The sequence below is a fragment of the Pseudoalteromonas sp. DSM 26666 genome, assembly GCF_900116475.1.
Classification (GTDB): Bacteria; Pseudomonadota; Gammaproteobacteria; order Enterobacterales; family Alteromonadaceae; genus Pseudoalteromonas; species Pseudoalteromonas tetraodonis.
Genome location: NZ_FPAR01000001.1, coordinates 165,913 through 178,744, shown reverse-complemented (window position 1 = coordinate 178,744; position 12,832 = coordinate 165,913). Strand labels below are relative to the sequence as shown.

Below are 12,832 nucleotides of genomic sequence, written 5' to 3'. Positions count from 1 at the left end.
CTCGTTTTTTATGCCTTTTACGTTATGGTATTTAATAATCATAATAAATAAGGCACAACTATGAATTCCCCTCAGTCTGAACACATTCCTCAAGAAGCTTTTGATTGGTATGACGAATACGCTCACGGTTTAATTGATAGACGCACCTTTATGAAAAAGCTTGGTGGCTTAGCCGCATTGGGCTTTTCAATGACGGTGCTTACAGGTGCATTATTACCTAATTACGCTCAAGCCGAGCAAGTCTCATTTAACGACGATGACATAAAAGCCACTTACCAAGAATTTGATTCGCCTGATGGCCATGGTTCGGGCAAAGGCTACTTAGTGATTCCAACAAATATACAAGGCAAACTACCTGTTGTATTAGTAGTACACGAGAATCGCGGCTTAAATCCGTATGTAAAAGATGTTGCAAGGCGACTGGCTAAAGCCGGGTTTATTGCTTTTGCACCTGATGCGTTATACCCACTGGGTGGCTATCCAGGCAACGACGATGAAGGTCGAGCCATGCAGCGCACGATGGATCCCGTTAAAATACAAAATGATTTTGTTGCCGCCGCGCATTTTTTGAAGGCGCATCCAAATAGTAATGGTAAATTAGGTGCCGTTGGTTTTTGTTTTGGTGGCTATATTGTTAACTATTTAGCTGCCGTAGACAGTAATTTATTGACTGCGGGCGTGCCCTTTTATGGTACACCTGCAAGTGAAAGCTTACATAAAAACATTAAAGCGCCATTAATGATTCAGTTAGCTGAGCTTGATAAACGCGTTAACGCCACATGGCCTGAATATGAGCAAAGCTTAAAAGCTAACAATGTTGATTACACTATGCACATGTACGAAGGCGCGAATCATGGTTTTCATAACGATTCAACTGGCCGCTACGATGAAAAAAATGCCGAACTTGCATGGCAGCGTACATTAGCATTTTTTAATAACCACTTAAGTTAACATTACTAAGCGTGTATTTGTTACTCGTTAATTAATACACGTTTATCAACAATTCCCTCTTTTACTAGCTGATTCAATAAGTGAGCGGTTTTTTCTCTGCACACATCGCGTAGTAGTCGTACAGCGGGAGTAATCGATTGTCTGCTTGGGCAAATAAGCCACAGCTCCCCTTGGGTGTGCTGATAGTTTGGCATCACAGTAACAACGCGTTTATTTAATAAGTCATCAGCAATATCTAACGCCGATTTAACCGCTAAACCTTTATCTGCCACACACCAGCGCCTTACTAAATCGCCATCGTTTGAGGCACGTCTGCCCTGCATTTTTACTTTGTATTTTTTTTGGCCACCGGTAAACTCCCATACATTATTGATAATATCTTGCAGCTGGTAAAATAATCCGTGATGCTGCGTTAAATCATCTGGGTGCTCTGGCTCACCATATTTAGCTAAATAGGTAGGTGTAGCACAGAGTAGTCGCGGTACGTTGCAAATTTTAAATCCATATACACTACTATCACTGGGTGAGCCATAACGTAGTGCTATATCAACCGAATCACGAAAAAAATCGATATTGCTATCGCTAATGTGCGTACGCAAGCTCACACTTGGGTACTTATCCATGACTTCATCAATCCAAGGTATCACTAAGTTGCGCCCTAAATCAGATGAGGTAGCTACCCGTAACTCCCCTTCAATGGCATCATGTTCTCCTTTAAGGTTTTGCCTTGCCGTTTCAAGCACGGCCAGAGCTTGTTCGCATTGGGGAATGTATCGCTCCCCTGCACTAGATAAACGCAAATGACGAGTGGTTCTAATAAATAATTCACAGCCAAGTGCCAACTCTACACGCTTAATAGCAGCACTGGCCGTTGCTGTGCGCATATCTAACTTGGCTGCTGCTAGCGTAATGCTTCGACACTCAGCTACTTTTAAAATCAGTTTTAAGTCATCAACCTGCATATTATCTATTTTTATTTGATAATGATTCAATAATTATGCTGTTTATTTTAAATAAAGCAAATTGTATTATGCTGCTCATACACTCAATGAACACTATTTATCAGCCCTTTTTTATTATGGAGAGACTATGACTCACCCTATTATTCGCGATCTTGAAAGCCGCCACACCGCTAAACGTTATGATGCTACAAAGCGCATTTCTCAAGACGATTTAGCGGTATTGTATAATGCTATGCGTCTTTCTCCTTCGTCAATTAATTCACAGCCTTGGAAATTTATTGTGATTGAATCTGATGCCGCAAAAGAGCGTATGCACAGTACCTTTGCTAATAAGTTTCAATTTAATCAGCCACACATTAAAGCGGCATCACACATTATTTTATTCGCTCATAATCCGCAATATACCCGTGAAAACTATGGCCAAGTAATTGATGCTGATATAAAAAATGGCCGAACTCAAACAGAAAACCGCGAGCAAGCTTTTGGCGCCTTTGCGTTTGTGGATTTAAATACCGATGAGCAGGGTAATAATGCCGCCTGGACTAAAGCACAAACCTACATTGCTTTAGGCAATACTATGCATGCAGCAGCACGCTTAGGGATTGATACCACACCGATGGAAGGCGTTGATGCACAACTGATTGGTGAGGAGTTCGCAAGCGAATTAGACGGCTACATCTGTGATGTCGCACTTGCGCTGGGCTACCATGACGCAGAAGAAGACTACAATGCTAAGCTGCCAAAATCACGTTTAAGCAAAGAACAAGTAATTCAGGTTTTATAAGTCAAAGCTGCTCACTTTAAATTGTTAGTGAGCAGCTCACTTTATTAGGCTAGTTTTGTGACCACAGACGCACTAATAACTTTGCCTTGATCAACATCTGCGGTAACAGTGCATAAAGCTCCATTGATTAAATTTAAATTAGGAGGGATGTGACCAATATCGGCATCAATGATCACCGGAAATAAACACCCGCCAAAAGCGGCATTTAAGCCTTGGCGATAATCAAACCCCGGATCTTGCCCCTGTAAGGTTACATGGCGGCCAATAATCACCCCGTTTATATCATCAAACATACCGGCTAATTTGAGTGACAATAAAAACCGTGCAACCGTGGCAGGCGTGAGCTCTGCGCTTTCTAAATAAAGCACAATACCTTGCGAGGCATTATGCTTTTTAAACTCATGCAGTGCTAAAAAAGGCGAATCAAGCAACAGCCCAACCGTATCAAGACACCCACCAAATAATCGCCCTGACATTTCGATACTGCGTTTATCGGTGTAATTTAAACATTGCCACTGGGTTGGCGCGCTGTGATCAAATAATACGTTTGGGTTTTGTGCATAATCAGGCTTGCTATGTTGATGGTAAGTCGAGGGTGCTTGCTCAAACTCACTATTAGCCTCATAGCTTAGACTTTCAAAAATTTGTAAACAATACGGATCTTTTTCATCGGGGTGTAACTGAATTAAATTGGCGCTATGCAGTGTTGCCCAATTACATTTTGCTGTCAGTGCACAAGCAATCGTGCTGACATCTGAATAACCCACCAACCATTTAGGTTTGGCATTTTTAATTGCGCCAAAATCAAGTAACGGCAATATTTCCATTGCCAGCTCTCCGCCCATTGGCGGCATAATCGCATCTATTTTATCATCCAATAAAAAGTCCATTAATTGCTTGGCATGCTGCTTAGCAGTAAGTTGAGTTCGCGGCTCGTTTTGACGTAAAAACTCCCCTTCAACAACCTCATAACCTCGATGTTTTAAGCCATTAATGACGATGTCTAACCGTGGGTGATATTTTGATTTGATCCCCGCTGATAAAGAACACACGGCGATTTTAGATCCCACTTTTAAAGGTGCTGGATACAGTATATTTGCCATATTATTTCCTTATTGAAGAATAGGTTACTACCATAACAACATAGCCTACATTTACAAACAATGAATAATAATTGACCGGTATCTAAACCAAATATAAAAACCAAGCATAAAAAAACCAGTGCTTATTGCTAAGCACTGGTTTTTATAAAACGTTAAAGTGAGTTAACTAATTAAATATACTCAACCTCAATGATTTCGTACTCTACATCACCTTTTGGCGTTTTGATAATCACAGCGTCATCCGCTTGTTTACCAATTAAGCCGCGAGCAATTGGTGAATTGACAGAGATTAAATTACTTTTAATATCTGCTTCATCATCGCCAACAATCTGATATTTAACTTCAGCGTCGGTTTCAACATTAACGATGGTTACTGTAGTACCAAAAATCACTTTACCTGTATTAGGCATCTTTGTTACGTCAATCATCTGCATGTTTGAAAGTTTTGCTTCAATTTCTTGAATACGGCCTTCACAAAAACCCTGTTGCTCACGCGCAGCGTGATACTCAGCATTTTCTTTTAAGTCACCGTGTTCACGTGCATCAGCAATATCAGATACAATTTTTGGACGGGTAACAGTTTTTAATTCGTTAAGTTCATCGCGCAATAATTTTGCGCCACGAACTGTCATTGGAATTGATTGCATACTTTTCTCACTTAATCCCAAGGCCGTGGTTACGGCCTTGGCACATTTCCTTAGTTCAATCGCAGGTGTAGTTCTTGAACAGACGTCACTTTACTGCGGTCATCTGCTTGGTTAGCAGTACAGTTAGCAAATGCCGCATTCAATGTCGTAGTATAATTGGTTTTGTGCTGCAATGCACCACGACGTAACACCTTCGAATCTTCAATCGCTTGGCGACCTTCGGTGGTATTAACGATATAGCTATACTCGCCATTTTTGATTCTATCAAGAATGTGCGGACGACCTTCATATACTTTATTTACACGGCGAACCGTAATTCCAGCATCTTCAAGTGCAGCAGCTGTTCCACCTGTTGCATCTAGCTCAAAACCAAGGTCTGTCATGGTTTTAGCTAGTTCTACAATACGTGGCTTATCGCTATTACGTACAGATAGTAACGCGCGACCACCACGTGGTAAAGTGTTGCTTGCACCTAATTGTGCTTTTGCGAACGCTTCGGCGAAAGTATCACCAACACCCATTACTTCACCCGTAGAGCGCATTTCTGGGCCACGGATAGGATCCACACCTTGGAACTTAGCAAATGGCAATACCACTTCTTTTACGCTGTAGTACGGTGGAATCACTTCTTTAGTAATGCCTTGGCTTGCTAAAGATTGACCTGCCATACAACGTGCCGCAACTTTTGCAAGTGCTACACCCGTTGCTTTAGATACAAATGGAACTGTACGTGCTGCACGTGGGTTTACTTCGATTAAATACACTTTGCCATCTTTAACCGCAAACTGTGTATTCATCAAACCAACTACGCCAAGCTCAAGGGCCATATCAGTTACTTGCTTACGCATTACATCTTGTACTTCTTGCGTTAGCGAGTGAGCTGGTAATGAACACGCTGAGTCACCAGAGTGAACGCCCGCTTGTTCAATATGCTCCATTATGCCGCCGATGATGACTTGCTCGCCATCACAGATAGCATCAACGTCAACTTCGATTGCGTTATCTAAGAAACGGTCAAGTAACACGGGTGCTTCGTTTGATGCAGATACGGCCTCGGTCATGTAACGACGTAAGTCTTGCTCATCGTATACAATTTCCATCGCACGACCACCTAATACGTACGAAGGACGTACTACCAGTGGGAAACCAATTTCAACTGATTTTAAAATAGCTTCTTCAGTTGAGGTTACGGTGGCATTTTCTGGCTGCAGTAAATCCAAACGCTCAACAAGTTGTTGGAAGCGTTCACGATCTTCTGCACGGTCAATCGCATCTGGCGAAGTACCAATTACTGGCACGCCGTTCGCTTCAAGCTCACGCGCAAGTTTAAGTGGCGTTTGACCACCGTACTGTACGATAACGCCTTTTGGCTTTTCAACACGTACAATTTCAAGCACGTCTTCAAGGGTAATTGGTTCGAAGTATAAACGGTCTGACGTATCGTAATCGGTAGATACCGTTTCAGGGTTACAGTTAACCATAATAGTTTCGTAACCGTCTTCACGAAGCGCAAGCGCAGCATGAACACAACAGTAGTCAAATTCAATACCTTGGCCGATACGGTTAGGACCACCACCAATCACCATGATTTTATCACGGTCAGATGCGTTCGCTTCACACTCTTCATCGTAAGATGAGTACATGTAAGCTGTATCTGAGCTAAATTCGGCAGCGCACGTATCAACGCGTTTGTACACAGGCACAATATTGAGTTGATGACGCTTTTTACGGATTTCAGCTTCTGACACACCGGCAATTTCTGCAATACGCGGATCTGCAAACCCTTTGCGTTTAAGTTTACGCAAGAAGTCTGCATTTAAGCCGGCCATACCGACTTCTGAAATTTTAGCTTCGTCTTTTAAGATATCTTCAATTTGTACTAAGTACCAAGGGTCAATCTTAGTTAATTCAAATACATCTTCAACGCTCATACCATGGCGCATTGCATCGGCAATGTACCAAATACGCTCTGCACCTGGCTCACGTAATTCACGAATGATTTTTTCTTTTGCTTTAGGGTCATCAAGTGCCACAATTGGGTTAAAGCCTGTTGCGCCTACTTCTAAACCACGTAATGCTTTTTGTAATGACTCTTGTTGATTACGACCAATCGCCATTACTTCGCCCACTGATTTCATTTGCGTCGTTAAACGGTCGTTTGCACCGGCAAATTTTTCAAAATTAAAGCGAGGAATTTTTGTTACAACGTAATCGATTGACGGTTCAAACGATGCTGGGGTTTTACCACCAGTGATATCGTTTTGAAGCTCATCTAACGTGTAGCCTACCGCTAACTTAGCGGCGATTTTAGCAATTGGGAAACCGGTTGCTTTAGAGGCCAGTGCCGATGAACGTGATACACGTGGGTTCATTTCAATGATAACCATACGGCCATCAACGGGGTTTACACCAAATTGTACGTTTGAACCGCCGGTTTCAACACCAATTTCACGCAATACGGCCATAGAGGCATTACGCATGATTTGGTATTCTTTGTCGGTTAATGTTTGTGCTGGAGCCACAGTGATTGAGTCACCTGTGTGCACACCCATTGGGTCAAAGTTTTCAATAGAACAGACGATAATACAGTTGTCTTTTTTGTCACGAACAACTTCCATTTCGTATTCTTTCCAACCAATTAACGACTCATCTATTAATAACTCGCTGGTTGGTGAAAGGTCTAAACCGCGCTCACAGATTTCTTCAAACTCTTCCATGTTGTAAGCCACACCGCCGCCGGTGCCGCCCATTGTGAAAGAAGGACGAATAATACACGGTAAGCCGATACGGGTCATCGTATCGCGCGCTTCATCCATTGAATGGGCAATTTCAGCACGTGGACATTCAAGGCCGATGTTACGCATAGCAACATCAAAGCGCTCACGGTTTTCTGCTTTATCGATTGCATCGGCTGTTGCGCCAATAAGCTCAACGCCATGCTTAGCCAATACACCATGCTTGTCTAAATCAAGCGCACAGTTTAATGCTGTTTGGCCACCCATTGTAGGCAGGACAGCATCTGGCTTTTCTTTTTCAATGATTTTTTCTACCACTTCCCAGTGAATTGGTTCGATGTATGTTGCATCGGCCATTTCTGGGTCAGTCATGATAGTTGCTGGGTTTGAGTTAACTAATATAACTCGGTAGCCTTCTTCTCTAAGTGCTTTACACGCTTGAGCACCAGAGTAGTCAAATTCACAAGCTTGACCAATTACAATTGGGCCTGCGCCTAAGATAAGAATGCTTTTTATGTCGGTACGTTTTGGCATTATTACTCCGGTTAAATTAGTGGTTACGCGCTTGCATCAAATCGATGAAGTGGTCAAATAATGGGGCTGCATCGTGCGGACCAGGACTCGCTTCAGGGTGACCTTGGAAGCTAAATGCTGGTTTATCTGTACGGTGAATACCTTGCAATGTGCCGTCAAATAACGATTTATGCGTTGCACGTAGGTTATCTGGTAATGTGGCTTCATCTGCAGCAAAACCATGGTTTTGTGCGGTGATCATTACGACATCGCGCTCAAGATCTTTAACTGGGTGGTTACCACCATGGTGGCCAAACTTCATTTTTACTGTTTTAGCACCTGAGGCAAGCGCTAATAGTTGATGCCCTAAACAAATACCAAAAATTGGCGTATCGGTTTCTAAAAAGGTTTTAATTGCATCAATGGCATAAGTACATGGCTCAGGATCGCCAGGGCCATTTGATAAGAAAATACCATCAGGGTTTAATGCTAGTACGTCAGCGGCAGAGGTTTGTGCGGGTACAACCGTTAGTTTACAACCACGATCTACAAGCATACGTAAAATATTACGTTTAACACCGAAGTCGTAGGCAACAACATGAAACTTTTCATCATCAGCGTGTAAGATTTTAAACCCTTCGCCTAATGTCCAGCTTGATTCGCGCCACTCAAAATTTTCCTTGGTTGAGACAACTTTTGCTAAATCCATGCCTTTTAAGCCTGGGAAGGCTTGCGCAGCTTCAAGCGCTTTTTTCTCGTCTAGTTCGTCACCGGCAACGATACAGCCATTTTGTGCGCCTTTATCACGCAAAATACGGGTTAGTTTTCTGGTGTCGATGTCCGCAATACCTAAAATATTACGTTCTTTTAAGTAATCATCTAACGATTGCTCGTTACGAAAATTACTCGCTAGCAGTGGCAAATCACGGATCACTAGGCCTTTAGCCCAAATGTGACTCGCTTCTTCGTCTTCGCTGTTGGTACCCGTATTACCGATATGTGGGTACGTCAAAGTTACGATTTGTTCCGCGTACGATGGATCAGTCAAAATTTCTTGATAACCAGTCATAGACGTATTGAATACTACTTCACCGACTGACATGCCGTCAGCGCCGATTGCAGTACCGCGAAACACTGTGCCGTCTTCTAGGACTAACAGAGCGGATTTAGTCAAGTTAAACCTCCTAACAGTAAAAAACGGGAGTAAGCAAATTGCTTAACACCCCGCCAATACTCAGATAATTGGTCAAAACCTGATTTCTGTGAGCTTAAATTGTTTTACGCAGTCTTAAATGATGCCGATGTAAACCACTAAACCTTCATTCATTTTTCTTGCCTAAAACTCTTTTCATTCCCACACAAACCCCGGTTTTGCTAACCATATGAGTATAATTGGAAACACGCATTTAGTAATTTTTGGCAAATTGGCTGCATTCTACATGAAGTTGGCTTTTAGGTCTAACGCTAATTAGTAAATTGCAATAAATAAGTAGTTATAGCAAAAAACCACCTCAAAGCGTTAAAAAAGGAACTTAACTACTTTAAATCTAGCACATCTTGCATGTCATAAAGTCCTGCAGGTTTATTTTTCAACCACTGCGCAGCTCTTATAGCACCTAGCGCGAAGGTCATTCGCGAACTTGCTTTATGGGTTAATTCAAGTCTTTCGCCCATTGTAGCGAAGTAGGCCGTGTGTTCACCTACTATATCACCGCCTCTTAGCACCGAATAACCAATTTCATTTTGTGATTTGGCCTGCTCTATATTGTTGCGATCATAAACGGCAACCTCATCATGATCCCACCCTTTTGCCTGAGCAATCGACTCGCCAATGGCAAGTGCAGTGCCCGATGGCGCATCAATTTTATAACGATGATGTGCTTCAAAAATTTCTATATCTAAATCATCGCCTAGTTTTGTCGCTGCCGTTTGCACTAAGTTAAGCAGTAAATTTACGCCCACGCTATAATTACGCGCAAATACAATCGGAATATGTTTAGCGGCATCCGTTAATAGCGCCATATCGTCATGAGTTAAGCCGGTGGTGCCAATTACCATAGGTGTTTTTTGCTCAACGGCTGTTTTTAAATGATTTCTCATGCCTTCAGGCAAAGTAAAGTCTATAAGCACATCTACATTTTCAACCTGCTGTTCACTGCTAAACTTAATCTCTTTTGCCGCTGCGCTATTAAGCTGATTAACGGGCAGGTCTAATAACGGTGACTGACTGCGCACATAGGCCGCCGCTAATTGTGAATTTTTATTGATTGTTGCTGCTTCTACAAGTGCCAGTCCCATACGGCCATTCGCACCAAACACACCTACTCGATTCATCTTTTTACAACCTATGTATTTTTTAGTTAGCTAGATTTTATCTAAAACTCATGTAATAGTCAGGAAAGCTTATAAAAAAGCTTCGATTATTTTAGGGTCTGTTGACCTTTGCGGATTAAAATTTGTTCAAACTAGGAGCGGTTTAATCGTGGCGCGAGGTTTGTAACCTAGTGGGCTAAGTAAAAACCGAGCAACAAAGAGTAAATCGCCCCTAGGCAGAACCCTTCGGGCAGCGCCTGTTTGGCATTGATGATGCGTTATCGCCTATTTATGGGGAACAACCACACCACATAGGCTCTGCCTTGCCTAAATACCAAACAGACTGCTGCAAATTTAACCTTGAAAGATCAACAGACCCTCATAATAATAACAGATAGTCTTTGCATTTAGCCATCTATACATTTAAACTTCTTTTTTTGCGCCGATTTGGTCTTTGGCTTGCGGGCGCTGTTGGATTACTTATCTGGTTAGATAGTAAAACAAACAACTAAATTCAGCTAAAAGAGGGATGCTTTGGCTGTTTAATATATCAATCGACTTCGATTGCTATGAATAATTAACGAGGATTATGATGCAGCCATCATTTGATAAAAATAAAGCAAGATTTTCTTTGCTTCCCCTACTCACCTTTGTTGCTATTTTTTTAGGCTCAGGCTTATATTTACAATCTCAAGGGGTTGATTACGCGTTTTATCAACTCCCAGCACCAGTCGCTATTTTACCCGCGATTGTTTTAGCCTTTATTTTAAATAAAACCAGCATCAACCAAAGCGTAGAAACCTTTATAAAGGGCGTAGGTAATAACAATATTATTACCATGTGTCTTATTTACTTACTAGCGGGTGCTTTTTCGGCGGTTGCTGGTGCTACCGGCGGTGTGGATGCGGTTGTTAATGCCGGACTTTCACTTATTCCCCCTTCGTTACTACTACCTGGTTTATTTTTAATAGCGGCGGTTATTTCTACTGCTATGGGCACATCAATGGGAACTATTGGTGCTATTGGCCCAATTGCCTATGCGGTATCTATTAAAACAGGAATTGATCCTGCTTTAATGGCCGGTACCATTGTATCTGGTGCTATGTTTGGTGATAACTTATCAATAATTTCTGACACCACGATTGCTGCTACCCGCACGCAAGGCTGTGAAATGAAAGATAAGTTTAAAGAAAACCTTAAAATTGCTGTTCCGGCCGCCATACTCACTATTGCATTGCTATTATTTTTAACGCCTGCAGCACAAGTAGTTGATACCAAAGACTACGATATTTTATTAGTACTTCCGTATGCCTTTATTTTAGTCCTGGCGGTAATGGGCTTTAATGTGTTTGTCGTGCTGTTAAGCGGTATTGTGTTTGCCGCATTAATGGGCTTTACCGGCAGCTATGAAGGTGCAAGCTTTGTAAAAGATATTTACAAAGGCTTTAGTGAAATGCAGGAAATATTTTTACTGTCTATGTTTATTGGTGGCCTCTCTGAGTTTATTCGTATTAATGGCGGCCTCGACTACATCGCTCAAAAAATTCAAGCTATTACTAAAGTCATTGCCAAATGGCACCGTAAAGTAGCCGATCAGTTAGGGATCGCGGCATTAGTTGTCACCAGTAATATGTGTATTGCCAATAATACCGTGTCTATTATTGTGACAGGCCCTATTGCTAAAAAACTGGCTGATGATGGCGAAATTAGTGGTAAACGCTCTGCCAGTTTATTAGATATTTTTGCCTGTGTAACCCAAGGGTCTTTGCCTTATGGCGCGCAAGCATTATTACTTGGTGCTACATTTAAAATTAGCCCGTGGGATGTTTCAACCTCATCTTACTACTGCTTTATTTTAGCCTTTACTGCTATTGCTGTTATTTGTTTGCGCCGCAATAAAGCATAATCTCCCTTTTTACAGTGTATTAGCTGCGTGCTAATGCACTGTTTATCACAATAAATAATTAACAAATTAACCGTGTTTGCTATAATGTGATATTCAGCGTGTCACATAAAATATGGTTATGAAAATTAAAAACTTACTTCCTCTCGTTGCACTAAGTGCGTGTGCCTTAAGTTCAACAGCTACCGCTGCTAATTGGAGCAATACGGCGCTTCATATTAATAACGGCAACCACAAAAACCCATTTACTGAACAAAAATCTAATACCACGGTGTACTCAATTGAGCATGCTTCTGGGCATGATTATGGCGATAACTTTTTCTTTATTGATTACAGTACCGACAGCAACGATGATGGCTTTCAAGATCAAGACTTTTACTTTGAAGGTTACTCTACCCTTAGCTTATCTGCTGTAATGGACGAAAAAGTAGCGTCAGGGGCGCTTGTTGATGTTGGCCTAACCATGGGTATTAATGCTGCTGGCGATGCCAAAGTAGTTAAATATTTACCAGGCGTAAAATTAAGCTGGGATGTGCCTGGTTTTAATTTCTTTTCAACCCTTATCAGTGCATACATTGATGATAGCGAAGGCGTTGCAAAAGGCGGTGCACCCATTGAGACTAACAGCTGGATGTTTGATGTAGCCTTTGATTACCCGTTCATGATTGGCTCGCAAAAGTTTAACGTAAAAGGCCATGCAGAGTACATTGCTGAACGCAAAGATGAGTTTGGTAACGATGTGCGTGCTTGGTTTTTAGCCCAACCTATTATTGTATGGGATATGGGACATGCGCTAGAAATGAAAGAAAATACCTTACTGTTAGGTATGGAATGGCAATACTGGCACAATAAATTTGGTACTGATGTTAGTGAATCCGTGCCGCAAGTCCACTTAGAGTGGACGTTCTAGGTTCTAGTAAC

The 12,832-nt window shown here is 41.8% G+C and carries 10 protein-coding genes; 4 read left to right on the top strand and 6 right to left on the bottom strand.

The window, feature by feature from the left end; all coding sequences use genetic code 11:
- Positions 1 to 60: 60 nt before the first annotated feature.
- Positions 61 to 951: a dienelactone hydrolase family protein gene (locus tag BM380_RS00805; protein WP_090492345.1), complete on the top strand. Its 891-nt coding sequence runs from the start codon at positions 61 to 63 to the stop codon at positions 949 to 951.
- 20 nt (positions 952 to 971) lie between these two features.
- Here the strand turns inward: BM380_RS00805 and BM380_RS00800 are convergent, their stop codons facing one another.
- Positions 972 to 1,913, bottom strand: coding sequence for a LysR family transcriptional regulator (locus BM380_RS00800; RefSeq protein WP_175527443.1), 942 nt, complete (start codon positions 1,911 to 1,913; stop codon positions 972 to 974).
- Positions 1,914 to 2,040: 127 nt separating this feature from the next.
- On the opposite strand from BM380_RS00800, the gene BM380_RS00795 reads away from it, so the two are divergent.
- Entirely contained in the window at positions 2,041 to 2,697 is a 657-nt protein-coding gene (locus BM380_RS00795; RefSeq protein ID WP_090492341.1) for a nitroreductase family protein, read from the top strand.
- Positions 2,698 to 2,741: 44 nt separating this feature from the next.
- On the opposite strand, the gene BM380_RS00790 is transcribed toward BM380_RS00795, so the two are convergent.
- The 5 genes from BM380_RS00790 to dapB all read right to left on the bottom strand — a co-directional run bounded on the left by BM380_RS00790 (position 2,742) and on the right by dapB (position 10,029).
- Positions 2,742 to 3,800, bottom strand: coding sequence for a S66 family peptidase (locus tag BM380_RS00790; protein WP_013465157.1), 1,059 nt, complete (start codon positions 3,798 to 3,800; stop codon positions 2,742 to 2,744).
- Positions 3,801 to 3,970: 170 nt separating this feature from the next.
- Positions 3,971 to 4,447, bottom strand: coding sequence for a transcription elongation factor GreA (gene greA / locus BM380_RS00785; RefSeq protein ID WP_010388635.1), 477 nt, complete (start codon positions 4,445 to 4,447; stop codon positions 3,971 to 3,973).
- Between the two features lie 50 nt (positions 4,448 to 4,497).
- Entirely contained in the window at positions 4,498 to 7,716 is a 3,219-nt protein-coding gene (gene carB / locus BM380_RS00780; protein ID WP_016900400.1) for a carbamoyl-phosphate synthase large subunit, read from the bottom strand.
- Between the two features lie 16 nt (positions 7,717 to 7,732).
- Positions 7,733 to 8,869 (bottom strand): glutamine-hydrolyzing carbamoyl-phosphate synthase small subunit, encoded by a 1,137-nt coding sequence (gene carA, locus BM380_RS00775; protein ID WP_090492339.1) that lies wholly within the window; start codon positions 8,867 to 8,869, stop codon positions 7,733 to 7,735.
- Positions 8,870 to 9,231: 362 nt separating this feature from the next.
- Entirely contained in the window at positions 9,232 to 10,029 is a 798-nt protein-coding gene (gene dapB, locus BM380_RS00770; RefSeq protein ID WP_090492337.1) for a 4-hydroxy-tetrahydrodipicolinate reductase, read from the bottom strand.
- 571 nt (positions 10,030 to 10,600) lie between these two features.
- Here dapB and BM380_RS00765 point away from each other — a divergent pair.
- Positions 10,601 to 11,914, top strand: coding sequence for a Na+/H+ antiporter NhaC family protein (locus tag BM380_RS00765; protein ID WP_013465160.1), 1,314 nt, complete (start codon positions 10,601 to 10,603; stop codon positions 11,912 to 11,914).
- Between the two features lie 118 nt (positions 11,915 to 12,032).
- Positions 12,033 to 12,821 (top strand): nucleoside-binding outer membrane protein, encoded by a 789-nt coding sequence (locus BM380_RS00760; RefSeq protein ID WP_024602952.1) that lies wholly within the window; start codon positions 12,033 to 12,035, stop codon positions 12,819 to 12,821.
- The last annotated feature ends 11 nt before the right edge of the window (positions 12,822 to 12,832 follow it).

Coding starts and splice junctions, on each gene's coding strand:
- BM380_RS00805 (WP_090492345.1), top strand. CDS start 61: ATGAATTCCCCTCAGTCTGAACACATTCCTCAAGAAGCTTTTGATTGG.
- BM380_RS00800 (WP_175527443.1), bottom strand. CDS start 1,913: ATGCAGGTTGATGACTTAAAACTGATTTTAAAAGTAGCTGAGTGTCGA.
- BM380_RS00795 (WP_090492341.1), top strand. CDS start 2,041: ATGACTCACCCTATTATTCGCGATCTTGAAAGCCGCCACACCGCTAAA.
- BM380_RS00790 (WP_013465157.1), bottom strand. CDS start 3,800: ATGGCAAATATACTGTATCCAGCACCTTTAAAAGTGGGATCTAAAATC.
- greA (WP_010388635.1), bottom strand. CDS start 4,447: ATGCAATCAATTCCAATGACAGTTCGTGGCGCAAAATTATTGCGCGAT.
- carB (WP_016900400.1), bottom strand. CDS start 7,716: ATGCCAAAACGTACCGACATAAAAAGCATTCTTATCTTAGGCGCAGGC.
- dapB (WP_090492337.1), bottom strand. CDS start 10,029: ATGAATCGAGTAGGTGTGTTTGGTGCGAATGGCCGTATGGGACTGGCA.
- BM380_RS00765 (WP_013465160.1), top strand. CDS start 10,601: ATGCAGCCATCATTTGATAAAAATAAAGCAAGATTTTCTTTGCTTCCC.
- BM380_RS00760 (WP_024602952.1), top strand. CDS start 12,033: ATGAAAATTAAAAACTTACTTCCTCTCGTTGCACTAAGTGCGTGTGCC.